The organism is Agrobacterium sp. S7/73, assembly GCF_019355535.1.
Taxonomy (GTDB): Bacteria; Pseudomonadota; Alphaproteobacteria; order Rhizobiales; family Rhizobiaceae; genus Agrobacterium; species Agrobacterium tumefaciens.
Genome location: NZ_CP072136.1, coordinates 2,662,069 through 2,684,968 on the forward strand (window position 1 = coordinate 2,662,069; position 22,900 = coordinate 2,684,968).

Here is a 22,900-nt window from a genome sequence, read left to right on the forward strand (position 1 = left end):
TTGGCGACAATGCCGCCTTCAGGCCCGGAGAATTCCCAGTTCGACCCGCAGCTTCTTCGTCAGCCCTGCAGCAACGAGTTCATAGGAGCGGCGGACATAATGTTCCAGCTCCTCTTGCTCCAGCGGTGAATGATCGGAGATCGATATCCATTTGCGCTTGGCGAAATAAGGTGCCTGATGGATACCTTCCAGCGAGGTGAGGATTTCGAAGCTTTCCTCCGAACATTTCACCACAAGCCGCCAGTCGTCACGCTCACCCAAAACTGAAAAGACCTTGTCTCCGACCTTGGCAACGTGGGAGTCCCATTGATCGACGAAACGGACGCCCGGCCATTCTCCGAGCACCCTGTCGAATGTCTTGCGATCGAAAAGGCTCATGCGAGTTTCTCCGCGATGAGGGCCGCCAGACGTTTGGCGACTTCGGCCTTGTCCATATCAGGCCAGGCCTCGATACCCTCATTCGAAATGATCTTCACGCTGTTGCGGTCTCCGCCCATGATGCCGGTTTCCGCCGACACATCATTGGCAACGATATAATCGGCGCCCTTGCGCTCCAGTTTGGCTCGGCCGTTTTTCTCCACATCCTGCGTCTCGGCGGCGAAACCCACCACCAGCTTCGGGCGCTTTTCGTGGTGGCCGACGGTTTTGAGAATATCGGGGTTTTCCATAAGTTGCAGCGCAGGCGGGGCATCGCCCGGCTGCTTTTTGATCTTTTGCTCCGAAGAACCCGCCACCCGCCAGTCGGCGACAGCGGCAACCATGACGGCGATATCCACCGGCAGCCTTGAAATCACCGCATCGCGCATCTCCTCGGCACGCTCGACATGGACCGTTGCAACGCCCGCCAAATCGGCAATCGTGACGGGACCCGAGACCAGCGTTACCTCCGCACCCAACTCCGCAAGCGCAGCTGCGATGGCATGGCCCTGCTTGCCGGAGGAGCGGTTGGCGATGTAACGCACCGGATCGATCGGCTCATGGGTGGGGCCGGAGGTAACGATCGCCGTTCTGCCTCTTAAAGGCTTCAGCCCGCCATCCAGCAAAGCCTCAACGCCTTGAACGATCTGCAAAGGCTCCGCCATACGACCAAGACCGGCCTCGGCCTTTTCCGCCATTTCGCCTGCCATAGGGCCGATGAAAAACACGCCGTCTTTTTTCAGCGTTTCGACATTGCGCACCGTTGGCTTTGCCGACCACATTTTCGGGTTCATGGCAGGTGCGACCAGCACCTTCCGATCGGTCGCCAGAAGGATCGTGGAGGCAAGATCATCAGCCAGACCATTCGCCATCTTCGCCATCAGATCAGCGGTGGCGGGCGCGACCAGCACGAGGTCGCATTCGCGCGCGAGCCGGATATGCCCGACATCCTGCTCGTCCTGCCTCGAAAAAAGCTCGGTGAAGACGTGGGTGGCGGACAGTGCGCCAACAGCAAGCGGAGTGACGAATTCCTGTGCGCCCTTCGTCATGACTGGCGTCACCTTGGCGCCGCGCTCTTTCAGACGGCGGATGAGGTCGAGGCTCTTATAGGCCGCGATGCCGCCGGAGATGATGAGGAGAATATGTTTGCCTGAAAGCGTCATGATGCCGGACCAGTTTCCCGTTTAACCGGGAAACTAAGCCCTTGGCATTCAAAGTGCAATCCGGCTGATATCACGCCGCCTTGGCGACGTGATATTCCTTGATCGCGACCATCTTGATCGCCGGAAACCGCTCGGATTCATACCGCAGCGAGAAGGCATCCTGCGCCAGAAACACCGGATCGCCATCCAGATCGCGAGCGATATCGCCGCGCTTGACGTTGAGGAACTTGTCCATTTCCGCCGGCTGATCGGACGAGATCCAGCGGCAGACGGAAAAGCGAGACATTTCAAACGAGACCGGCAGGCCATATTCGCCCATCAGCCGTTCCTTCAACACATCGAGCTGCAGCGCGCCGACAACGCCGACGATGGCGGGCGAGCCGTCTTCTGGCGAAAAGAGCTGCACGACACCTTCTTCCGCCATCTGCTGCAAAGCTTCCTTCAGCTTCTTCGCCTTCATCGCGTCTTCCAAGCGCACGCGGCGCAGGATTTCCGGCGAGAAGTTCGGCACGCCCTGGAATACGAGGTTTTCACCTTCGGTCAGCGTATCACCGATGCGCAGCGTGCCGTGGTTGGGAATGCCGACCACATCGCCCGCAAAGGCGGTATCGGCCAGCTGGCGCTGTGACGCGAAGAAGAATTGCGGTGCTGTCAGCCCCATGAGCTTGCCGGTGCGCGACAGCCGCGCCTTCATGCCGCGCTCCAGCTTGCCGGAGCAGATGCGGGCAAACGCGATGCGGTCGCGATGGTTGGGATCCATATTGGCCTGAATCTTGAACACGAAGGCCGTCATCTTGTCTTCCGCCGCATGCACGGTGCGGGTATCCGCCACCTGATCGCGCGGCGGCGGGGCGAAATCACCCAGCGCATTGATGAGGTCGCGCACACCGAAATTGCGCAGCGCCGAACCGAAGAATACCGGCGTCATGTGACCTTCCAGGAACGCCTGACGGTCGAAGGGGCGGCAGGCTTCCAGAGCCAGTTCCGTTTCCTCGATAAAGACCTTGCGCTCATTTTCCGGCAGACGATCGGCGACAGCCTGAGGGCCGTTGACCGAAAGGCCATCCACCTGCGTGTCGTTGCCACGAAAGGTGTTTTCAGCAAGATTGTAAGCGCCACAGAAGCTCTTCGCCCGGCCGACCGGCCAGGTGATCGGCGCGGTATCGAGCGCCAGCTTTTCCTCGACCTCATCCAGAATCTCGAAGGGATCGCGGCTTTCGCGGTCCATCTTGTTGATGAAGGTGATGATCGGAATATCGCGCATGCGGCAAACTTCGAAAAGCTTCAGCGTGCGCGGCTCGATACCCTTGGCGGCATCGATGACCATGATCGCCGCATCCACCGCCGTCAGCGTGCGGTAGGTGTCATCGGCAAAGTCTTCGTGGCCGGGCGTATCGAGGATGTTGAAGACGCGGTCGTTATATTCGAAGGTCATGACCGAAGTGACGACCGAAATGCCGCGCTCGCGCTCGATCTTCATCCAGTCCGAACGGGTCTGGATGCGATCCTTCTTCGCCTTCACCTCGCCGGCAAGCTGGATCGCTCCGCCGAACAGCAGCAGTTTTTCCGTAAGCGTGGTCTTACCCGCGTCCGGGTGCGCAATAATAGCAAAGGTGCGGCGGCGGGAGACCGCCTCGGCAAGTGTTTCGGCCATCTGACAAATCCTGTGGAATTGCGGGGTATCTAGCGTTTCAGGCCCGCATTTGCAATTGACCTTGCCGCGATCTCGGCAAACTAATGCCGCATGACCGTTCAAAATGATAATCGCCCCCTCCTCCGGCTTGTGCGTCTCGCCAATGGCGCAGACCTCGAATTGCCTTCCTATGAAACCCGTGGCGCCGCCGGAATGGACCTGCGCGCCGCAGTGCCGGCCGATGAACCGCTCACTTTGCAGCCGGGCGAACGGGCGCTGGTGCCGACCGGCTTCGTCTTCGAGGTTCCGCAAGGCTATGAGGCGCAAATCCGTCCGCGCTCCGGCCTCGCCATCAAGAACGGCATCACCTGCCTCAATTCCCCCGGCACGGTGGACAGCGACTATCGCGGCGAAGTGAAGGTCATTCTCGCCAATCTGGGGCAGGCCGATTTTGTCATCGAGCGCGGCATGCGCATCGCACAGATGGTGATTGCACCAGTTACGCAGGTGGCAGTCAGCGAAGTGGCCGAAACATCCGAGACGGCACGCGGTGCCGGTGGTTTCGGCTCCACGGGGCTTTGACCAGCCCCCTTTATGGGCGATTGTTTTCACCCCTGATTTTCGCTATTGATCTGGCGGATTTTCGGGGAATATGACCATGACGCTGACGACCCTTCTTGCCTATGCCACCGCACTCTTCATCGCCGCTGCCATCCCTGGCCCCGGCATGACGGCGATCGTGGCGCGGGCGCTTGGATCGGGGTTTCGGGAAACCTTCTTCATGGGCCTCGGGCTGGTGCTGGGCGACATGATCTACCTGACGGGCGTGATCCTCGGCCTCGCCTTCGTGGCGCAGACTTTTCAGGAGGCCTTCATGGTCCTGAAGTTTGCCGGCGCAGCCTATCTTCTCTATATCGCATGGAAGCTCTGGACCGCCGGCCTCTTGCCACAGGACCTGAAGGCGAAAAAAAGCACCAGCATTCCCATGTCGTTTCTGTCCGGCCTGCTGATCACGCTGGGTAATCCAAAAACCATGCTGTTTTATGTGGCGCTGGTGCCGACGCTGATCGACATCCGCATGATCGGCCCATCGGAATATGCGACACTTCTGGCGCTGACCTTCATCGTATTGATGGCCGTTCTCCTGCCTTACATTCTGCTTGCTGCCAAGGCGCGCAACCTCCTGAAACGGCCAAGTGCATTGACGATCCTCAACCGCACCGCGGCGGGAATTCTGGCGGGAACGGCGACCATGATCGCGATCCGCAGCACCTGAAACGATTTCGTGCATTTGCCTGATTTATCGTGAATTTTTTCCGGTAATCAGATGATATTAGGACGAACGTTCGCTGGCCTGACAAGACTATTGCTCCTATTCTGCCGCTGAAATCTTGCGGCCACACATCGTGTGGCCTTCATACAGGAGAGCATCATGCCCGAAGCCAGAAAGCCCGGACGCGGACGCGTCTATTCCTCCATCACCGAAACAATCGGCGATACGCCGATCGTGCGGCTGGACAAGCTGGCGAGGGAAAAGGGCGTGAAGGCCAATCTTCTCGCCAAGCTGGAGTTCTTCAACCCCATCGCCTCCGTGAAAGACCGCATTGGCGTTGCCATGATCGAAGCGCTGGAAGCCCAGGGCAAGATCACCCCCGGCAAAACGACGCTGGTTGAACCGACCTCCGGCAACACGGGCATTGCGCTAGCCTTTGCCGCCGCCGCCAAGGGTTACAAGCTGATCTTGACCATGCCGGAAACGATGTCGGTCGAACGCCGGAAAATGCTCGCCTTGCTGGGCGCGGAACTGGTGTTGACCGAAGGCCCGAAGGGCATGAAGGGCGCCATCGCCAAGGCACAGGAACTGGCCGAAACCCTGCCAGACGCGATTATTCCCCAGCAGTTCGAAAACCCCGCAAACCCGGACATTCATCGCAAGACGACGGCGGAAGAAATCTGGAACGACACCGAGGGTGCTGTCGATATTTTTGTTTCGGGCATCGGCACCGGTGGCACTATCACTGGTACGGGCCAGGTGCTGAAATCCCGCAAGCCGGAGGTGAAGGTCATTGCCGTCGAGCCAGCCGACAGCCCAGTTCTTTCCGGTGGAAACCCCGGTCCGCACAAGATCCAGGGCATCGGCGCCGGTTTTGCACCCGCGATCCTCGACACTGGAATCTATGACGAAATCGTCACCGTGACTAATGACGACGCTTTTGAAATCGCCCGTCTGGTGGCGAAGCTGGAAGGCGTACCCGTCGGCATCTCCTCAGGCGCGGCACTCGCAGCGGCAATCAAGGTCGGCGCACGTGAGGAAAATGCCGGCAAGAATATCGTCGTCATCATTCCCTCCTTCGCGGAACGTTACCTTTCGACCGCCCTTTTCGAAGGGCTTGGGCTTTAAGCCGTTCCTCTTCGGTCAGGCCGCAAACGCGCGCCTGACCGCAATGACCGATTGTGCCGCCGGCCATCCGCCAGCGGCACAATTGTTTTAGCCGGTAAAGGGCGAAGGAAGGCCTCTTATGCCGCCGCCGTCAGTCTTTCACCGGCAATGCGGTATGAAATGGCTTCCGCCACATGGATACGTCCGACAGTTTGTTTGCCGTCCAAATCAGCCAATGTGCGGGCGACCTTGAGAATGCGATGATAACCGCGTGCGGAGAACTTCAACCGTTCGGCAGCATCGCGCAGCAATTGCAGCCCGGACGCATCGGGCTCCGCATATTTTTCGATCAGCGTTGTCGTGCAGCGAGCGTTGGTGCGAATGCCTGAAAAGCCCGCCGCCGCATAACGCTCCTGCTGCGCAAGGCGGGCGCGAGCGACACGGGCGGCCACCACCGAACTCGGTTCGGCAGTCATGGGACGGATAAGGTCAGTGGCGGAGACGGCGGGAACGTCGATGCGGATATCGATGCGATCCATCAGCGGGCCGGAAATGCGGGCCTGATAATCTGTCACGCAACGTGGCCCTCTGGCGCAGGTGAAACCCGGCTCCCCCGCTCTGCCGCACCGGCAGGGGTTCATCGCAGCGACAAGCTGGATTTCCGCCGGATAGGTGACGCGGTGATTGGCACGGGCGATGATGCATTCGCCCGTTTCCAGCGGCTGGCGCAGCGCATCCAGCACCTGAGGCGCAAATTCCGGGAACTCATCGAGGAAAAGAACGCCGTGGTGGGCAAGTGAAGCCTCACCCGGCTTGGCACGCAGCCCTCCGCCGATAAGCGCGGCCATGGTGGCGGAATGGTGTGGCGTGCGAAACGGTCTGCGGTCCGACAGCTTGCCGCCGGACAATTGGCCGGCGATGGAGTGGACCATGGACACTTCCAGCAATTCCGCAGCCTCGAGCGGTGGCAGAATTGAGGGCAAGCGCGCGGCGAGCATGGATTTGCCGGAGCCGGGCGGGCCAACCATCAGCAGATTATGGCCACCGGCAGCTGCCACCTCCAACGCGCGCCGGGCCGTCTCCTGCCCCTTGATATCGGCCAGATCCGGCAAATTGACCGGATTGGCGCGGATCGCGGGCATCGGGCGGGCGAGAAGCTGGGTGCCGCGAAAATGGTTGGCAAGCGCAATAAGGCTGCGTGGGGCGAGAATATCGATGCCAGCCCCGGCCCAGGCTGCTTCCGGCCCGCTATCAGCCGGGCAAATCAAACCCTTCCCGAGCGCATTGGCACCGATGGCCGCGGGCAGAGCGCCCGAAACCGTGCCGATGGTGCCATCGAGATTGAGTTCGCCGAGAACCACATATTGCCCGAGCGCTTCCGCCGGGATCGCTCCCAACGCGGCCATGAGACCCAAAGCGATCGGAAGATCGAAATGCGATCCTTCCTTGGGCAAATCCGCAGGCGCCAGATTGACCGTGACTTTTTTTGCCGGCAGCGCCAGACCGGAGGCGTGGAGCGCGGCCTGCACCCGCTCCCGGCTTTCCGCCACCGCCTTGTCCGGCAGGCCGACGATCTGGATGCCGACCTTTCCGGGTGCGACCATCACCTGCACCTCGACCGGCACACCCTCTATTCCCTGAAATGCAACCGTATTGACCCGCGCCACCATGGCCTGCCCCCGCAAACCGGCCACAACATCAAAGCATTATGCCCCGATGGCGGCCACTCTCAAGTAACCTGCCACAGAGCAAAGAATAAAACAAGAACATTAAGCGAACAATTTCGCGCGCACGGTGTATTTCAGTTGTATAGAGTTGTGCACGCGGAACAAACGCAGGTGGCGAGGAAATTGCCTCAGAAATCCTGTGCTTCGCGCTTTTTCTCGATCGCATCCCACAACAGGCTTGCCACATCGGCACCGCCGAATTTCTGCACTTCACGAATGCCTGTCGGTGAGGTGACGTTGATTTCCGTGAGGTAATCGCCGATCACATCGATGCCAACGAACAGGAAACCGCGCTCGCGCAGGGCGGGGCCGATGCGGCGGCAGATTTCCTTCTCACGCGCGGTGAGTTCCGTTGGCTCCGGGCGGCCGCCGGCATGCATGTTGGAGCGGGCATCATTTTCCGCCGGCACGCGATTGATCGCGCCCACGGGCTCGCCATCCACCAGAAGGATACGCTTGTCGCCCTTGCGAACATCCGGCAAGTATTCCTGGGCGATATAGGGTTCGCGGAACATCTGGCCGAACATTTCCAGCAGCGATGAGAAATTGCGGTCGTCCCGCGCGGAATGGAAGACGCCTGCACCACCATTGCCATAAAGCGGCTTGAGGATGATATCGCCCATTTCATTGCGGAAGCGGGCGATTTCAGAGACATCCTTGGTGATCAGCGTCTTCGGCATCAGATCGGCGAATTCGGTGACGAAAATCTTTTCCGGCGAGTTGCGGACCCAGGCAGGATCGTTGACAACAAGCGTTTTCGGATGAATGCGCTCGAGCAAATGGGTCGAGGTGATGTAGGCCATGTCGAATGGCGGATCCTGGCGCAGATGAATGACATCCATGGTCGAGAGATCGACCCGCTCCGGCTCCGAGAGCGAAAAATGGTCGCCCTTGATATCGCGCAGTTCCATCTGTTCGACGGTCGCGTAGATCTTGCCATCGCGCATGGAGAGGCGTTCGGGGGTATAGTGAAACAGCCGGTATCCACGTGCCTGCGCCTCAAGGCTCATGGCGAAGGTGGAGTCGCCGGCGATATTGATGCCGGAGACATGATCCATCTGGATCGCGACGTTCTTGATCTTCGCCATGCGCATCTTCCTCTTGCAGCATGCGGACGCTTCGCGGTTCCGCCGTGCCCATTGCCTCGTCTGTTCGCGATTCCCCGCAGGACCGGAAGAGACCCGGAAATGCTTCAGAAAACCCTGAAGATGTAGGGCAGCGACCATTCAAACGCAACTGCTGCGAGGGGTGCTTTTTGTGAGTTTTATTGAACCTTCACAATTCCGCAGGTGGCGCTGCGCAGAGCCCCACCTGACGGAGTGTTTTACCAGTTCAGGCCGCCAGCTTGTAGGAACGACCGGCAAACAGCTTGTTCTTGACCCGGTAGGCCAGAGCTAGCGCCGTGGGGAAAGGACGGCGCATGAAGGCAACCTTGCGGACATACTCATCCACGCGCCAGGTGGCCCATGTACCCGCGCGGAAATAAGCGACGTCACCCACCCGCAGGATACTGACTGTGCCGTCTTCCGCCGTCACATGCACCTCACCCTCAAGGATATAGACGGTCTCGTCCCAACCGAAGAACCATCGGAACTCGCCCGCCGTACAATCCCACATGGCTGTGCTGGAGGCGCGGTCTCCGCTTCTGGAATGATCCGCCGCACGCGCCTGAGGATCACCGGAAATTATCCAGTCGGGGTTGATGGGGGCCGGCTGCAGCCGCAAATCGGTGCAGGACGCGCTAACCACGCTCTCGTCTTTTGCCCGGCGCAAAGAGGCGGGCAATATCGGCACCGTGCGGATGGCCATGGTCGCAGCCGCCGCGAACATCATCTTTAAAGGCATATTAGAAAACCCCCGTGAAATATTGGAGATCTTCTATCATCGGGATCGTAACGAAGCGGTTTTGACAATCGGCGCAATTTTAGTCATCGCGCCGATTTCTTATCGTCCACTCAGGCCGTTGCCAGCTGCACGGGCTGCGCCACAGCCTGTTCCGCCTTGCTGGCTATGCGCTTGCCGGTCTCGCTGGAGAAGAAGTGCAGCTTGTCCGGAGATATGGCGACCGACAAGGTAGCCGTAATCTCGACCTCCGGCGAAAACGCCACAGTCAGGTTCTGGTCGCCGATCATGCCGTGGATAAGACGCTGCGAGCCGAGTTCCTCGATATACTCGACGCGTAGCGAAAAACCGGGCTCACCTGCCGCCGCCAGGCGGAAATCTTCCGCCCGCATGCCCACAGTAACCGGGCCGGAGGTGGGGGCGAAACCGTTGAGCGCGATCAGGGACGGCCCGACCGCAAGGCTATCCCCATGCAACTCGCCGTTCAGCAGGTTCATGGCGGGAGAACCGATGAAGCTTGCGACAAAGGTGGAAGCGGGGGTGTGATAGACCTCAAGCGGTGCGCCGATCTGTTCGATGCGGCCGCCGTTCAGCACCACCAGACGATCTGCCAGCGTCATGGCTTCCAGCTGATCGTGCGTGACGTAGATCGAAGTGGTGCCGAGGCGCTTTTGCAGGCGCTTGATCTCGCCGCGCATGGAAACGCGCAGTTTGGCATCAAGGTTGGACAGGGGCTCATCAAACAGGAAGGCCGCCGGTTTGCGCACGATGGCGCGGCCCATGGCGACTCGCTGACGCTGGCCGCCGGAAAGGGCGCGCGGCTTGCGCTCCAGATAGGGTTCGAGCTGGAGCATGCGGGCGGCCTCGGCCACGCGCGCATCGATCTCCGCCTTCGGCGTCTTGCGGTTCTTCAACCCGTATTCCAGGTTCTGGCGCACCGACATATGCGGATAGAGCGCATAGTTCTGGAACACCATGGCGATATCCCGGTCAGCCGGATCTACCTGGTTGACCACCCGGTCACCGATCTTCACCGTGCCTTCGGAAATATCCTCAAGTCCGGCTACCATACGCAGGAGCGTGGACTTGCCGCAGCCGGAAGGACCGACGAGAACAATGAACTCGCCGTCCCTGATGTCGATATCGACGTGATGCACGGCACGCACGCCGCCATGATAATCTTTGCAGACCTGACTGATTTCTATCGCGGCCATTTTCGGTTTCCTTATTTGTCGCTTTCGGTCAGGCCCTTGATGAACCAGCGCTGGAAGATCACGACGATCATCACAGGCGGCAGCATGGCCAGAACGGCAAGCGCGAAAGCTTCGTTGTAATCGGGGATTTGCGAACCGACCCAGACTTGCAGGATCGACTTGATGCCGCGCATCAGGGTGAAGAAACTCTCGTCCGTGGTCATCAGCATGGGCCAGAGGTACTGGTTCCAGCCGTAAACGAACATGATGATGAAGATCGCCGCCATCATGGTACGGGAAAGCGGGATGATCACATCAATGAAGAACTTGACCGGGCCCGCACCGTCTATGCGAGCAGCTTCTAGCAATTCTTCAGGAATGGATTTGAAGAACTGCCGGAAATAGAAGGTGCCCGTCGCAGACGCCAGAAGCGGCACGATCAGACCGGTGTAGGAGTTCAAGAGGCCGAGTTTGCTCATCACCTCATAGGACGGCATGATGCGTACTTCGAGCGGCAGAAGCAGGGTGGTGAAGATGATCCAGAAGGCAAGCGTTGCAAACCGGAACCGGAAATAGACGATCGCATAGGCTGCCATCATCGACAGGACGATCTTGCCGACGGCAAAACCGATGCCGAGGATCAGCGAGTTGAGCACCATGTTGAGACCGGTGATCTGCCCGGTAAAGCCGCCCTTCTGCGTCAGGACCTTTTCATAGGTCCCGACGAAATTGTCGCCCGGAACGAGTGTCAGGCCGCTGCGATGGATTTCCGCCGCCGTATGAGTGGACGTCATGAATGCCACGACGACAGGCAATATCAGAAACAGTGCGCCAATGATCAGCACCAGATGGTCGAGGGGTTTTGTCTTGTACATTGTCTTTTCCCTCAATTGTAATGGATGCGTTTTTCGATGAAGCGGAACTGGATGATGGTCAGTACGAAGACGACCAGCATCAGGATGACGGACTGGGCAGAGGAACCGCCGATGTCATTGCCGCGGAAACCGTCGAGAAAGACCTTGTAGACCAGCGTAATCGGATTGTTTGCGGCCTTGTCCTTCACCATCACGTCGATAATGCCGAACGTATCGAACAGCGAATAGGTGATGTTGATGATCAGCAGGAAGAAGGCAGTCGGTGCCAGAAGCGGCATGATGACCGTCCAGAACCGGCGCACGCCCGATCGGCAATCGATGGCGGCAGCCTCGCGCACGGCGACGGATACGCCCTGCAATCCGGACAGGAAGAAAATGAAATTATAAGGGATCTGCTTCCAGACCGCGACGGCAATCATGGCGAAGGCTGTATCGAAGTAGTTGAGGCCAACCTTCATATCCCAGCCCAAAAACGCAGCCATCTTGACGAAAGGCCCGATATGCTGGTCGAAAAACATCATGCCGATGAGACCCGCAACCGGCGGCGCGATGGCGTAAACGGAGATCAGCAACGTCTTGTAGGCGGAACTGCCGCGAACGAGCGCATCGGCCTTGACCGCAAGCAAAAGACCGAGCGCCAGCGAAAAGAAAGTAACCAGCACGGTGAAGACAACCGTGAACTTGGCGATGTTTAGATATTCCGGATTGAAGATAGCATCGGAATAATTGGCGAAGCCCACGAACGTTGCACCGAACCCGAAAGGGTCTTCGATAAAGAACGACGATTGCACGGCCTGGACGGAGGGCCAGTAGAAGAAGATGAAAATCACCGCCAGTTGCGGCGCCAGAAACAGATAGGGCACGTAGGACGAGGAGAACTGCACGCGCTTCATGCTGGCTTCTGCGGCCTTCGCCGCTTTTCCGGTTTTTGCAGACCGGCCGGATAGAAACCGGGCCAGACGCGGTTGAGACGATGTATAGGCCACGCTTGCGCCTCCTTAATCCAAGAGCGAGCCTCCTTTCCGGCGGAAAGGAGGCTCGACAACTATCGTTGGTTTCAAAAGGGAGATCAGCCGGCCGTTTTAGCGAAACGGGCGAGAAGATCGTTGCCTTCCTTTTCGATGATGTCGAAGGCGTCCTTCGGCGTTACTTCGCCGGAGAAGATGCGGTTGTATTCGCGTTCCATGATGGAGCGGATCTGCGGGTAGAAACCGAGGCGGTAGCCCTTGGACCATTCGCCTGAAGGCAGCGACAGCTGCTGGATACCGACTTCGGCGGCAGGCTTTTCCTTGTAGAAGCCTTCAGCCTTGGCCTTTTCGTAAGCAGCCGTGGTGATAGCGACGTAACCGGTTGCCTTGTGGTAGAAGACCTGGATTTCCGGCGAAGTCAGGAACTGGAAGAAGTCAGCCACGCACTTGTTTTCGGCTTCAGACTTGCCCGACATTGCAAAGAGGGCAGCGCCGCCGATGAAGGAGTTGGTGCCAGCGCCCTTGATGGAGCCCCAGTAGGGAAGGAAGGTTGCCGAGAACGGCATGGACGCCGTCTTCTGCAGGCCACCGAACGAACCCGAGGAACCGATCCAGAGGGCAACCTTGCCTTCTTCGAAGGGCTTCTGGTTGTCGTTCCAGCCGGCGCCGTAGTAGGCGAACAGACCCTTGTCTTTCCAGTCCTTCAGCTTGTCGAACATCATGACGAGGTTCGGATCGGTGACCTTCAGCTTGGTGTCGGTGACGCTGTCGTAACCATTGTTGTTGGTTGCGAACTGGATGTTGTTGCGGGAGAAGAAGTTCTCCGTGAACTGCCAGGTGAGCTGCGACTGGACGAGCGGGATGTAACCGGCTTCCTTCAGCTTCGGTGCGACCTTTTCAAAATCTTCCCAGGTCTTCGGAGCTTCGACGCCGGCCTTCTTCAGGGCTTCGTCGTTGACATACATGATCGGCGCGGAAGTGTTGAAAGGCATGCCGACGAACTTGCCGTCAGCGGCAGCGTAGAAATAGCGGACGCCGTTGATGAAGGCTTCGCGGTCGAACTTGTAACCGGCCTTGTTGATGAGGTCTTCTGCAGGAATGACAGCGCCCTTGGCGTTGATGATGGTGGCAGCGCCAGCATCGAAAACCTGAAGAATGTTCGGCTGTTCGCCCGAACGGAAAGCAGCGATGCCGCTTGCAAGCGCTTCTTCGTATGAGCCCTTGGAAACCGGCGTCAGAGCGCATTCCTTCTGGGCTTCGTTGAACTTCTGCGAAACTTCGTTGATGACTTCGCCGTTACGGCCGCCCATGCCGTGCCACCAGGTGATGTTGGTCGCAGCCATGGAAGACGTTGCCGAAATGCTGACCGCCACTGCGGCCATGGAAATCTTCTTCAACATTACTAAATCCTCTCCACCATTTATTGGGATGAGGATGCGAATAGAGACGTTCCATGACGCCTCTTTAACGGTTTTATGTCAGATTTATTACAGTCCCTGCGATAGGGACTCCATTCTTCCAGAAACGGATGTCTCAAGCGTCCTTGCGCTTTATGGGGCGAGCCGGATTTCCGACCACCGTCGTCCCGGCCAAGACATCCCGCGTCACCACCGAACCGGCCCCGACGATCGCGCCATCGCCAATGGTGATGCCGGCCAGAAGGATCGCGCCGCCGCCGATCCAGACATCGCGACCGATCGTGACCGGCTTTGCGATTTCAATGCCTTGCGAACGCGGAACCGGGTCCAGGTGATGTTCGGCGCAATAGATCTGCACGGCCGGCCCCAACATCGCGCCATCGCCAATCCGCACGGGCGCAGAATCAAGAATGACGCAGCCGGTATTGAGATAGACGTTCGCACCCAACGTAATGTTGAAGCCGTAAGCGCAATGAAACGGTGCTTCGATAAAGGCTCCTTCCGCAACGGAGGCAAAGAGCGCCCGCAGCAAAGGCGACATGGCCTCACGCTCATCCGGCGGCGCGGTGTTGTGCTGGTGAACGGCACGGCGGGCGCGGGCGCGCAGCACGTCCAGTTCGGCATCCATGCAACAGTACCATTCGCCCGCAGCCATTTTTTCCCGCTCAGTGGACATTGCCTCCCCCCTCAAAAAGCGTCGATGAAATGCTGCGGCAGGCGTCGTGGCAGGACTGCGACGATATCGAAACGCAACGAAAACCGCGCGGCATCCTTGCGGCGGGAGAGCCAAATATCGGCAGCCGCCCGAATGCGCTGTTGCGAACGGAAGCCGACCGCATCGACAGCCCCGGCACCGGAAGGCCGCGCCTTGACCTCGACGATGGCGACGACATCCTTCTTGCGGGCAATGAGATCGATTTCCCCCAGTCGGGTTCGATAACGAATGGCGAGGATGCGGTATCCCCGAAACAGCAGATAGAGTGCTGCCCAGTATTCCGCAGTGTGGCCGCGTCGCTCGGCCTTTCGTCTCTTGTTCGTTTGCCCGTCAGCGGCCATCCGCATCCTTCATATCCAGCAGCCGTTGATAAAGCTCCTTGCGCGGCAGGCCCGTCAGCTTTGCCGCCTCGGCTGCGGCCCTTGCGGCAGGCATGGTTGTGACGAGATCCTTCAGGAGTCTCTCGACATCCTCGATATCGGGAATTTCGTCATAGGAGGGCGGCTCTATCAGGAGCACGATCTCGCCCTTCACCACACGGTCCTCGTCGTAATATTCCGCAAGCTCGCCCAGCGTGCCACGCCGGAACTCCTCGAAAGTCTTGGTCAGCTCGCGGCACACCACAGCACGGCGATCGCGGCCAAGGACTTCCGATGCCACCTTTACGGAGGTGCCAATGCGGCGTGGCGATTCAAAAAACATGAGGGTGGCCGGAATTTTCGCAAGTTCGGCAAAACGGTCGCGCTTGCCGCGATCCTTTACGGGCAGAAAGCCCGCAAACAGAAAGGCGTCACTCGGCATGCCAGAACCGACAAGGGCAGCAAGCGGCGCAGATGCTCCCGGCACCGGCACGACGCGATGACCGGCCTCAAGCGCGAGCTGACCAAGGCGATAACCGGGATCGGAGACGAGTGGCGTTCCGGCATCCGACACCAGCGCCACGGATTTTCCGGCCTCCAAAGCGGCTATGAGTTTTGGCCCCGCTTCCTGCGCATTATGCTCGTGATAGGAGAGCGGACGTGTGCGGATACCGTAACGTTCGAGCAAAATGCGGGTGACGCGGGTATCCTCGCAGGCAAGGACGTCAGCCGAAGCCAGCGTTTCCAGCGCCCGGATGGTGATGTCGCCGAGATTGCCGATGGGAGTGGCCACGAGATAGAGCGCCGGCTCCAACGGCCGCGCCGGAATAGTGGCCGTGCCGATCCTGAAGCTCTTGGTCGCCTGTCCGGCGTCGCTGTTCGATATTTCTTCCGTCACACGGCTTCCAATCATTCTGGCCGATCATTCCCGGCCGGTCGCTCCAGTTTTACCCCTTTATGGGCAATAGAAAACCGGCGAACAAGGTCCACGGGCGGTCACAGGCTGTGGATCATGCTGTATAGCAGCAAAATGACCGGCGGCAGATGCACTCGGCTCTTGCATTTTCTGCAATAACTCTGCCATTTTGCCCGTCCACATTATCCGGCGTTCCGGCCGGTCAAGACTCTTCTTACCGATCCGGCGGTGGCCGGGTCGCAACGGTTGAAAGCGGTAGCGTCCATGCGTATTACTCTTGAGCGGTCGAACCTTCTTAAATCGCTGAACCACGTCCACAGGGTCGTAGAGCGTCGTAACACGATCCCGATCCTGTCCAACGTTCTGCTGCGCGCATCCGGCGCCAATCTGGATATGAAGGCGACCGACCTCGACCTCGAAATCACCGAAGCGACGCCGGCCATGGTGGAGCAGGCGGGCGCGACCACCGTGCCGGCGCATCTGCTTTATGAAATCGTGCGCAAGCTGCCGGATGGTTCCGAAGTGCTTCTGGCCACCAATCCGGATGGCTCCACAATGACGGTTGCTTCCGGCCGTTCGAAATTCTCGCTGCAATGCCTTCCAGAAACCGATTTCCCGGATCTGACCGCCGGTACCTTCAGCCACACCTTCAAACTGAAGGCGACCGACCTGAAGATGCTGATCGACCGAACGCAATTTGCGATTTCGACCGAAGAGACACGCTATTATCTGAACGGCATCTTCTTCCACACCATCGAAAGCAACGGCGACCTCAAGCTGCGCGCAGTCGCGACGGACGGTCACCGCCTTGCGCGCGCCGATGTGGATGCGCCTTCCGGCTCCGAAGGCATGCCGGGCATCATCATTCCGCGCAAGACCGTCGGCGAATTGCAGAAGCTGATGGACAATCCCGAACTTGATGTCACTGTCGAGGTATCGGACGCGAAAATCCGCCTGACCATCGGCTCGGTCGTTTTGACCTCGAAGCTGATCGACGGCACCTTCCCGGATTACCAGCGCGTCATCCCCACCGGCAACGACAAGGAAATGCGCGTCGATTGCCAGACCTTCGCCCGTGCGGTCGATCGCGTGTCGACCATCTCTTCCGAGCGTGGCCGCGCCGTGAAGCTGGCGTTGACCAACGGCCAGCTGACGCTGACCGTCAACAATCCGGATTCCGGCAGTGCGACGGAAGAAGTGGCTGTCGGTTACGACAATGATTCGATGGAAATCGGCTTCAATGCCAAATATCTCCTCGACATCACCTCGCAGCTTTCCGGTGAAGACGCGATTTTCCTTCTGGCGGATGCGGGCTCGCCAACGCTCGTTCGCGACACCGCCGGCGACGATGCGCTTTATGTTCTGATGCCGATGCGCGTTTAAAGTGGACTTTTTGTCCTCAAATCAATCAAAAAACGCCGGTGGATCGCTCCACCGGCGTTTTTTGATTCGGCGCAGACAGATTTCTAACGCTAAACGAATTTTTCCAATTACGACATTTTGCCTTGTTTTAGCGCCAAATGAGATCAACAGTGCGTAACATTTTTTTGACAATGACCAAAATACATCCGAGGGGAATTATGGCACTCAACCTGAAGCAACGCTTTGAAAGAAAATTTGAGGAAGAAATCCGCTTTTTCAAAGGCATGGTCAGCCAGCCGAAAAAGGTCGGAGCCATCGTCCCGACATCCTCCATCACGGCAAGAAAAATGGCGAGTGTCATCGACCCGCATTCGGACTTGCCAGTTCTCGAACTCGGCCCCGGTACCGGTGTCATCACCAAGGCCATTCTGGCACGCGGCATCAAGCCGGAGCGCCTGACGGCCATCGAATATTCGACCGATTTCTACAACCAGCTTCTCAGAAGTTATCCGGGCGTCAACTTCATCAATGGCGATGCCTTCGATCTGAATGCGACACTTGGCGAGCACCAGGGCCAGATGTTCGACAGCGTCATTTCCGCCGTACCGATGCTGAATTTTCCGATGGCCGCCCGCATCAAGCTTCTCGACGAATTGCTGAAACGCGTGCCGCACGGTCGCCCCGTCATACAGATATCCTACGGTCCGATTTCCCCGATCGTTGCGCAGCCGCATCTCTACCACATCCGCCATTTCGATTTCATCGTGCGCAACATTCCTCCGGCGCAATTGTGGACCTATACGCGGGCCTGATCACACGGCAGAGTGGGCAAAGGCCGTCATTTCCCGGTCGTGACAGATGGTTAGGGTCCTGATTTTCCCTTTCCATCGCCATTGAGGACCGTTCCCATGCATGCCCTTTACATTACCCATCCCCAGGTCCGGATCGATCCGGCGGTTCCGGTTCCGGAATGGGGACTTTCGGACTTGGGTGCACGGCGGGCGTGTGAGGCAAGCCGCCTGCCATGGGCACGCGCATTGCGCCGGATCGTGTCGAGCGCGGAAACCAAAGCCATCGAAACCGCCCGAATCCTTGCTGAAACATCCGGCGCGGATATTGAGATCATCGAGGTGATGCATGAGAACGACCGGTCGGCAACAGGCTTCCTGACGCCGCCGGAATTCGAAAAGGCTGCCGACTGGTTTTTTGCCCATCCGCGAGAAAGCTTTCACGGCTGGGAACGGGCAATCGATGCGCAGGCGCGAATTGTTAACGCCGTCTTGGCCGTTCTAGACCGGCACGACCCGCAACAGCCGATTGCCTTTGTCGGCCATGGCGGCGTCGGCACGCTTTTGAAATGCCATATCGAAGGCGTCGGCATCAGTCGCAGCAAGGACCAGCCACCCGGCGGCGGCAATCTTTTCCGGTTCCCAATCGCCGAATTTTCACTTGCAGCTCAGCGCCCCACATGCGACTGGACGGCAATGGAAACATGGCAGGGATAAGACAATGACCGCGCGCGAAAAACTGATCGTCGGGCTCGATGTTCCGACTGTGCAACAAGCTGAAGACATCGTGTCGAAGATCGGCGATGAGGTTCTGTTCTACAAGATCGGCTATCAGCTGGTATTTGCCGGTGGTCTCGAATTCGCCCGCGACCTTGCCCAGAGCGGCAAGAAAGTCTTTCTCGACATGAAACTGCTCGACATCGACAACACCGTCGCCTCCGGCGTCGAAAACATCGCCCGCATGGGCATGTCGATGCTGACCCTGCATGCCTACCCGAAAGCCATGCGCGCCGCAGTCAAGGCAGCCGAAGGCTCTGGCCTCTGCCTGCTTGGTGTCACCGTGCTAACCTCGATGGATGATGCCGATCTTGCGGAAGCCGGCTATGCATCGGATGCCCGTTCGCTGGTGCTGCGCCGTGCGGAACAGGCGCGCGAGGCAGGCATGGGCGGCATCGTCTGTTCGGCAGAGGAATCGACGGCGGTGCGTGAAATCTTGGGCCCCGACCTTGCCGTCGTCACCCCTGGTATTCGCCCGGCCGGTGCCGAGGCGGGAGACCAGAAGCGCGTGATGACGCCTTTTGACGCCATCAAAGCCGGTTCGAGCCATCTGGTTGTCGGCCGCCCCATCGTCAGAGCAGAAGATCCGAAAGCAGCAGCCCGCGCCATTCTTGACGACATGCTGCGCGCCAGCTTTCCGGCAAATCAATAAGGACCATCGGAGGAGACGAAATGGCAAAGGGCTACTGGATCGCGCGCGTCGATGTACGCGACAACGAACGCTACAAGGACTACGTGTCGACTGCGAAGCCCGCTTTCGAGCGGTTCGGCGCCAACTTTCTCGCCCGCGGCGGTGCGTTGACCGAACTTGAGGGCAAGGCACGCGCACGCAACGTCATCATCGAATTCCCCTCGGTGCAGCACGCGATCGATTGCTACAACTCGCCCGAATACCAGGCGGCGGCCAAAATCCGTCAGGAAGTCGCCGACGCGGAGATGATGATCGTCGAAGGAATTTGACGGTCGTCAACCGCATTTCCGAAACTAGTCCCGGGCCTTGTGACAACGTCTCTTCACGCGCGCACGGCTTTGGGCTAAGAGACTGAAAAACGCTTTATCGACAGCTTCTGAGGAGCCTCCCATGACCTTGGCCAACCTTCCACCCCTCGTCACCGTTTTCGGCGGTTCGGGTTTCGTCGGGCGGCATGTCGTGCGGATGCTCGCCAAGCGCGGTTATCGCATCCGCGTGGCCGTGCGCCGTCCCGATCTTGCTGGTTTCCTGCAGCCGCTCGGCAATGTCGGCCAGATCTCGTTTGCCCAGGCGAACCTGCGGTATCGCGACTCCATCGTCAAAGCCATCGAAGACGCCGACCACGTGGTCAATTGCGTTGGCATTCTGGCCGAAAGCGGCCGCAACACCTTTGACGCCGTGCAGGAATTCGGCGCGAAAGCCATTGCCGAGGCAGCCCGCAACGCCGGTGCAACGCTGACGCACATCTCCGCCATCGGTGCCGATGCCAATTCGTCGACCGGCTACGGCCGCACAAAGGGCCGCGCCGAGGCAGCAATCCATTCCGTTCTGCCCGGCGCCGTGATCCTGCGCCCTTCGATCATCTTTGGACCGGAAGACGACTTCTTCAATAAATTCGCCAAGATGGCCCGCAGCCTGCCGTTCCTGCCGCTGATCGGCGGCGGAAAAACCAAGTTCCAGCCGGTCTATGTCGAAGATGTAGCGGAGGCCGTTGCCCGCAGCGTGGATGGCAAGCTGAAGCCCGGCGCCATCTATGAACTGGGTGGCCAGGACGTCATGACGTTCCGCGACTGTCTTGAGGCGGTTCTTGCCGCAACCTACCGTCAGCGTCCTTTCGTCAACCTGCCTTTCGGCGTCGCCTCAATGATCGGCAAAATCGCTTCGCTGGTGCCGCTGATTACGCCGCCGCTGACTGTCGATCAGGTGACCATGCTGAAAAAGGATAATGTCGTTTCCGCTGACGCGGAAAAGAACGGCCTGACCCTGGAAGGCATCGGCATTACGCCCGTTCGCGTTGCTTCCGTCCTGCCGTCCTACATGGTGCACTATCGCCCGCACGGACAGTTCTCGAACGCCGGAAAAGCAGCATAAACCTGCCGTCGCGCATTAAAGATCTGAACGAAAGCGGGAACCATTCCCGCTTTTTGTTTTTGCGCAATTCAATCGCAACCAAACCGCTATTGGCGCATTTCCCCCTCAACTGCAGGGGAGGTGCAACATCGACTGAAGCTGTTTTGAACAGCCGGGTAAAAGTTAACGGCCAAGTGGCCTCCACAGCCAAGCGTGGCACAAGCGCAACTGTGGAAAAGACTTCGCATTAACCCGGTATTCAGCAAGCCGCTTTATTGATAATGGCCACATTCCTAACATATCCAGAACCCTCACTTCACACACGGCGGCGTAATCCGCGCGAACGAACGTCTGAAAGGCAATAATAAAATGGGCAGATCTATCGCACTCTTTTTTGCGTGTGCGGCTTTGGTGGTTCTGGCGGGTTCTTTCATGGCGCCGGGCACGGTTGCAGCGGGCAAGAGCGGTTGCGCTCCCGCCTACGGTGTCGACCCTTGCGCAACGGCTTCGATCAGCACGAACTGATCAGCTTTCACAAGTCTCAAATAAAAAGCGCCTCCGGATTCTCCGGGGCGCTTTTTATTTTGTCCGTGCATTGGAAACGAACGGCTATTTTAAAGCCCGGCTCAACGGTAGAGCAGAAGTGCTGCTAGACCCAGCGAGCCGATGACGATGCGCCACCAGGCAAAGGGTGCAAAACCGCGTCGCGAGACGAAGTCCAGCAGCGAGCGCACGACGAACAGGCCGGAGACGAAAGCGGCGATGAAGCCTACGGCAATCAGCGCACTGTCATCGAAGCTCAGCGCATCGCGGTTCTTGTAGAGATCGAGCACAAACGCGCCGAGCATGGTCGGCATCGCCAGGAAAAACGAGAATTCGGCGGCGGAGCGCTTGTCCGTGCCCATCAACAGCGCGCCAACAATGGTAGCGCCGGACCGGGAGGTGCCCGGAACCATCGCAAGGCACTGGAACAGACCGATCTTGAAGGCAAGCGACGGCGGATAATCCATGATGTCGGTATATCTGGGCTTCAGCGGCATTCGGTCGACGGCCAGCAATATGACGCCGCCGATAACCAGTACGATACAGATGAGGATGGGTGTTTCGAACAGCACCGTCTTGATGAAGTCATGCGCCAGAGCGCCGATCACCGCCGCCGGCAGGAAGGCGACAGCGACAGCCAGCACGAAGCGGCGCGCCTTGGCACTTGTTGGCATCGCCATGGCGATCGACACAAGCTTCTGAAAATAAACAAGAAGGATAGCAATGATCGCGCCGAGCTGAATGAGAACGGCAAAGGTGTTGCCCGGCGATTTGAAGCCGAGAAAATGCCCGGCCAGCAGCACATGCGCCGTTGAGGAAACGGGAATGAACTCCGTAAGACCCTCGATAATGCCCAGCAAAAGCGCGCTGATGATCGATTGGTCACCCATGAGGTATCCTTTTTTCAGGGGGAAGCGGGAATGGAAAGCAATTGCGTTAAACTTGTTTTAAAGTAGCCAAGCTCTTATAGCGTCTTGATGAAGCGAAACTGAAAAAGTTTTCCGGCAATTGTCGATCATGACAACCAATCGTAAAAATTGAGTACCGATGCCAACTCTCTATCACTCTCCCATGTCGACCGCATCGCGGTTCGTTCGTCTGATCCTTTCGGAATACGGGTTCCAGACCGATCTCGCGGAGGAGCAGCCGTGGGAAAGAAGGCGGGAGTTTCTGGCGCTGAATCCGGCGGGCACCCTGCCGGTCTATCTCGATGATAATATGCGCTCTCTCAGCGGTCCCTACGTGCTCGCCGAGTTTCTCGACGAAACGCACGGGGTTTTGAAGCGTGACCGGCGATTGCTGGCGGAAGACCCGTTTCAGCGGGCGGAAATCCGCCGCTTGACCGAGTGGTTCCTGCAGAAGATGGAAAACGATGTGACCCGACCGCTGGTGCGGGAGCGGGTTTATAAATTGCAGATGACGGCGGCCCAGGGTGGTGGCCCCCCGGATTCCAAGCTTCTGCGCACCGCGCGTAACAATGTTCGTCAGCACATCAAATATCTGGAATGGCTGGCGGGTTCGCGGACGTGGCTCGCCGGCGACCGGTTGAGTTATGCCGACCTTGCCGCCGCCGCCTCTGTCTCGGTGCTGGATTATCTCGGCGAAATCAACTGGCTCGAAGCGCCAATTGCCAAAGAATGGTATCAGCGGCTGAAATCGCGCCCGTCCTTCCGGCCGTTCCTCAGCGAGCGCATTCCGCGCCTTGCCCCCTCCTCTCACTACGCCGATCTGGATTTCTAAGTTCGGGCCTCCCGGTTATTTGCTGCGGCGTGTAGCTACGCAT

At 58.6% G+C, this 22,900-nt stretch carries 24 protein-coding genes; 10 read left to right on the top strand and 14 right to left on the bottom strand.

Annotated features, from left to right (window positions below; genetic code table 11):
* Nucleotides 1–18: 18 nt before the first annotated feature.
* From J5276_RS13220 to J5276_RS13230, 3 genes are all read right to left on the bottom strand, one after another.
* Nucleotides 19–378: an MmcQ/YjbR family DNA-binding protein gene (locus J5276_RS13220; protein ID WP_019564441.1), complete on the bottom strand. Its 360-nt coding sequence runs from the start codon at nucleotides 376–378 to the stop codon at nucleotides 19–21.
* Nucleotides 375–1,580 carry a bifunctional phosphopantothenoylcysteine decarboxylase/phosphopantothenate--cysteine ligase CoaBC gene (gene coaBC / locus J5276_RS13225; protein ID WP_112154802.1) on the bottom strand — a complete coding sequence of 402 codons (1,206 nt, stop codon included), beginning with the start codon at nucleotides 1,578–1,580 and terminating at the stop codon, nucleotides 375–377. The genes J5276_RS13220 and coaBC overlap by 4 nt, the downstream gene beginning before the upstream one ends.
* A gap of 70 nt (nucleotides 1,581–1,650) precedes the next feature.
* Nucleotides 1,651–3,234: a peptide chain release factor 3 gene (locus J5276_RS13230; RefSeq protein ID WP_003514729.1), complete on the bottom strand. Its 1,584-nt coding sequence runs from the start codon at nucleotides 3,232–3,234 to the stop codon at nucleotides 1,651–1,653.
* A 90-nt stretch (nucleotides 3,235–3,324) separates the two neighbouring features.
* Here J5276_RS13230 and dut point away from each other — a divergent pair, with 90 nt between their 5' ends.
* From dut to cysK, 3 genes are all read left to right on the top strand, one after another.
* The gene (gene dut / locus J5276_RS13235; RefSeq protein WP_025592237.1) at nucleotides 3,325–3,795 is read left to right on the top strand and encodes a dUTP diphosphatase; all 471 of its coding nucleotides are present in this window, start codon (nucleotides 3,325–3,327) and stop codon (nucleotides 3,793–3,795) included.
* Between the two features lie 76 nt (nucleotides 3,796–3,871).
* Entirely contained in the window at nucleotides 3,872–4,489 is a 618-nt protein-coding gene (locus tag J5276_RS13240) for a LysE family translocator (protein ID WP_065659812.1), read from the top strand.
* Between the two features lie 156 nt (nucleotides 4,490–4,645).
* A complete protein-coding gene (cysK, locus tag J5276_RS13245; protein ID WP_003514725.1) occupies nucleotides 4,646–5,614 on the top strand; it encodes a cysteine synthase A in 969 nt (322 codons plus the stop codon).
* A 116-nt stretch (nucleotides 5,615–5,730) separates the two neighbouring features.
* Here the strand turns inward: cysK and J5276_RS13250 are convergent, their stop codons facing one another.
* The 10 genes from J5276_RS13250 to rsmI form a co-directional block, all read right to left on the bottom strand.
* Nucleotides 5,731–7,263 carry a YifB family Mg chelatase-like AAA ATPase gene (locus tag J5276_RS13250; RefSeq protein ID WP_112154865.1) on the bottom strand — a complete coding sequence of 511 codons (1,533 nt, stop codon included), beginning with the start codon at nucleotides 7,261–7,263 and terminating at the stop codon, nucleotides 5,731–5,733.
* A gap of 185 nt (nucleotides 7,264–7,448) precedes the next feature.
* Entirely contained in the window at nucleotides 7,449–8,408 is a 960-nt protein-coding gene (gene gshB, locus J5276_RS13255) for a glutathione synthase (RefSeq protein WP_003514721.1), read from the bottom strand.
* Nucleotides 8,409–8,652: 244 nt separating this feature from the next.
* Nucleotides 8,653–9,165 carry a cupin domain-containing protein gene (locus J5276_RS13260; protein ID WP_013635353.1) on the bottom strand — a complete coding sequence of 171 codons (513 nt, stop codon included), beginning with the start codon at nucleotides 9,163–9,165 and terminating at the stop codon, nucleotides 8,653–8,655.
* A 110-nt stretch (nucleotides 9,166–9,275) separates the two neighbouring features.
* The gene (locus J5276_RS13265; protein WP_112154803.1) at nucleotides 9,276–10,376 is read right to left on the bottom strand and encodes a sn-glycerol-3-phosphate import ATP-binding protein UgpC; all 1,101 of its coding nucleotides are present in this window, start codon (nucleotides 10,374–10,376) and stop codon (nucleotides 9,276–9,278) included.
* 11 nt (nucleotides 10,377–10,387) lie between these two features.
* Nucleotides 10,388–11,230 (bottom strand): sn-glycerol-3-phosphate ABC transporter permease UgpE, encoded by an 843-nt coding sequence (gene ugpE / locus J5276_RS13270; RefSeq protein WP_003514715.1) that lies wholly within the window; start codon nucleotides 11,228–11,230, stop codon nucleotides 10,388–10,390.
* An 11-nt stretch (nucleotides 11,231–11,241) separates the two neighbouring features.
* The gene (locus J5276_RS13275) at nucleotides 11,242–12,216 is read right to left on the bottom strand and encodes an ABC transporter permease subunit (RefSeq protein ID WP_174005448.1); all 975 of its coding nucleotides are present in this window, start codon (nucleotides 12,214–12,216) and stop codon (nucleotides 11,242–11,244) included.
* A gap of 83 nt (nucleotides 12,217–12,299) precedes the next feature.
* A complete protein-coding gene (locus tag J5276_RS13280) occupies nucleotides 12,300–13,598 on the bottom strand; it encodes an extracellular solute-binding protein (RefSeq protein ID WP_003514712.1) in 1,299 nt (432 codons plus the stop codon).
* Between the two features lie 133 nt (nucleotides 13,599–13,731).
* Entirely contained in the window at nucleotides 13,732–14,292 is a 561-nt protein-coding gene (locus tag J5276_RS13285) for a sugar O-acetyltransferase (protein WP_112154805.1), read from the bottom strand.
* An 11-nt stretch (nucleotides 14,293–14,303) separates the two neighbouring features.
* Nucleotides 14,304–14,672 carry a YraN family protein gene (locus J5276_RS13290; protein WP_111790121.1) on the bottom strand — a complete coding sequence of 123 codons (369 nt, stop codon included), beginning with the start codon at nucleotides 14,670–14,672 and terminating at the stop codon, nucleotides 14,304–14,306.
* The gene (rsmI, locus tag J5276_RS13295; protein ID WP_003514706.1) at nucleotides 14,662–15,603 is read right to left on the bottom strand and encodes a 16S rRNA (cytidine(1402)-2'-O)-methyltransferase; all 942 of its coding nucleotides are present in this window, start codon (nucleotides 15,601–15,603) and stop codon (nucleotides 14,662–14,664) included. The genes J5276_RS13290 and rsmI overlap by 11 nt, the downstream gene beginning before the upstream one ends.
* Before the next feature lie 267 nt (nucleotides 15,604–15,870).
* Between rsmI and dnaN the strand changes: the two genes are divergently transcribed.
* The 6 genes from dnaN (at nucleotide 15,871) to J5276_RS13325 (ending at nucleotide 20,595) form a co-directional block, all read left to right on the top strand.
* Complete coding sequence (gene dnaN / locus J5276_RS13300; protein ID WP_003514704.1) at nucleotides 15,871–16,989, top strand: DNA polymerase III subunit beta; 1,119 nt, start codon at nucleotides 15,871–15,873, stop codon at nucleotides 16,987–16,989.
* A gap of 197 nt (nucleotides 16,990–17,186) precedes the next feature.
* A complete protein-coding gene (gene pmtA / locus J5276_RS13305) occupies nucleotides 17,187–17,780 on the top strand; it encodes a phospholipid N-methyltransferase PmtA (RefSeq protein ID WP_003514702.1) in 594 nt (197 codons plus the stop codon).
* A 96-nt stretch (nucleotides 17,781–17,876) separates the two neighbouring features.
* A complete protein-coding gene (locus J5276_RS13310) occupies nucleotides 17,877–18,473 on the top strand; it encodes a histidine phosphatase family protein (protein WP_111804304.1) in 597 nt (198 codons plus the stop codon).
* Between the two features lie 4 nt (nucleotides 18,474–18,477).
* The gene (gene pyrF, locus J5276_RS13315) at nucleotides 18,478–19,185 is read left to right on the top strand and encodes an orotidine-5'-phosphate decarboxylase (RefSeq protein ID WP_038489600.1); all 708 of its coding nucleotides are present in this window, start codon (nucleotides 18,478–18,480) and stop codon (nucleotides 19,183–19,185) included.
* A gap of 20 nt (nucleotides 19,186–19,205) precedes the next feature.
* Nucleotides 19,206–19,493, top strand: a complete 288-nt coding sequence (locus J5276_RS13320; RefSeq protein ID WP_003514697.1) for a DUF1330 domain-containing protein — start codon at nucleotides 19,206–19,208, stop codon at nucleotides 19,491–19,493.
* Between the two features lie 121 nt (nucleotides 19,494–19,614).
* Nucleotides 19,615–20,595: a complex I NDUFA9 subunit family protein gene (locus J5276_RS13325; protein WP_003514695.1), complete on the top strand. Its 981-nt coding sequence runs from the start codon at nucleotides 19,615–19,617 to the stop codon at nucleotides 20,593–20,595.
* A 605-nt stretch (nucleotides 20,596–21,200) separates the two neighbouring features.
* Here J5276_RS13325 and J5276_RS13330 read toward each other — a convergent pair.
* On the bottom strand, nucleotides 21,201–22,007 hold the full coding sequence (locus tag J5276_RS13330) for an undecaprenyl-diphosphate phosphatase (RefSeq protein WP_019564454.1): 807 nt from the start codon (nucleotides 22,005–22,007) through the stop codon (nucleotides 21,201–21,203).
* Nucleotides 22,008–22,164: 157 nt separating this feature from the next.
* On the opposite strand from J5276_RS13330, the gene J5276_RS13335 reads away from it, so the two are divergent.
* A complete protein-coding gene (locus J5276_RS13335) occupies nucleotides 22,165–22,857 on the top strand; it encodes a glutathione S-transferase family protein (protein WP_209159368.1) in 693 nt (230 codons plus the stop codon).
* Nucleotides 22,858–22,900 lie beyond the last annotated feature (43 nt).

Coding starts and splice junctions, on each gene's coding strand:
- J5276_RS13220 (WP_019564441.1), bottom strand. CDS start 378: ATGAGCCTTTTCGATCGCAAGACATTCGACAGGGTGCTCGGAGAATGG.
- coaBC (WP_112154802.1), bottom strand. CDS start 1,580: ATGACGCTTTCAGGCAAACATATTCTCCTCATCATCTCCGGCGGCATC.
- J5276_RS13230 (WP_003514729.1), bottom strand. CDS start 3,234: ATGGCCGAAACACTTGCCGAGGCGGTCTCCCGCCGCCGCACCTTTGCT.
- dut (WP_025592237.1), top strand. CDS start 3,325: ATGACCGTTCAAAATGATAATCGCCCCCTCCTCCGGCTTGTGCGTCTC.
- J5276_RS13240 (WP_065659812.1), top strand. CDS start 3,872: ATGACGCTGACGACCCTTCTTGCCTATGCCACCGCACTCTTCATCGCC.
- cysK (WP_003514725.1), top strand. CDS start 4,646: ATGCCCGAAGCCAGAAAGCCCGGACGCGGACGCGTCTATTCCTCCATC.
- J5276_RS13250 (WP_112154865.1), bottom strand. CDS start 7,263: ATGGTGGCGCGGGTCAATACGGTTGCATTTCAGGGAATAGAGGGTGTG.
- gshB (WP_003514721.1), bottom strand. CDS start 8,408: ATGGCGAAGATCAAGAACGTCGCGATCCAGATGGATCATGTCTCCGGC.
- J5276_RS13260 (WP_013635353.1), bottom strand. CDS start 9,165: ATGCCTTTAAAGATGATGTTCGCGGCGGCTGCGACCATGGCCATCCGC.
- J5276_RS13265 (WP_112154803.1), bottom strand. CDS start 10,376: ATGGCCGCGATAGAAATCAGTCAGGTCTGCAAAGATTATCATGGCGGC.
- ugpE (WP_003514715.1), bottom strand. CDS start 11,230: ATGTACAAGACAAAACCCCTCGACCATCTGGTGCTGATCATTGGCGCA.
- J5276_RS13280 (WP_003514712.1), bottom strand. CDS start 13,598: ATGTTGAAGAAGATTTCCATGGCCGCAGTGGCGGTCAGCATTTCGGCA.
- J5276_RS13285 (WP_112154805.1), bottom strand. CDS start 14,292: ATGTCCACTGAGCGGGAAAAAATGGCTGCGGGCGAATGGTACTGTTGC.
- J5276_RS13290 (WP_111790121.1), bottom strand. CDS start 14,672: ATGGCCGCTGACGGGCAAACGAACAAGAGACGAAAGGCCGAGCGACGC.
- rsmI (WP_003514706.1), bottom strand. CDS start 15,603: ATGATTGGAAGCCGTGTGACGGAAGAAATATCGAACAGCGACGCCGGA.
- dnaN (WP_003514704.1), top strand. CDS start 15,871: ATGCGTATTACTCTTGAGCGGTCGAACCTTCTTAAATCGCTGAACCAC.
- pmtA (WP_003514702.1), top strand. CDS start 17,187: ATGGCACTCAACCTGAAGCAACGCTTTGAAAGAAAATTTGAGGAAGAA.
- J5276_RS13310 (WP_111804304.1), top strand. CDS start 17,877: ATGCATGCCCTTTACATTACCCATCCCCAGGTCCGGATCGATCCGGCG.
- pyrF (WP_038489600.1), top strand. CDS start 18,478: ATGACCGCGCGCGAAAAACTGATCGTCGGGCTCGATGTTCCGACTGTG.
- J5276_RS13320 (WP_003514697.1), top strand. CDS start 19,206: ATGGCAAAGGGCTACTGGATCGCGCGCGTCGATGTACGCGACAACGAA.
- J5276_RS13325 (WP_003514695.1), top strand. CDS start 19,615: ATGACCTTGGCCAACCTTCCACCCCTCGTCACCGTTTTCGGCGGTTCG.
- J5276_RS13330 (WP_019564454.1), bottom strand. CDS start 22,007: ATGGGTGACCAATCGATCATCAGCGCGCTTTTGCTGGGCATTATCGAG.
- J5276_RS13335 (WP_209159368.1), top strand. CDS start 22,165: ATGCCAACTCTCTATCACTCTCCCATGTCGACCGCATCGCGGTTCGTT.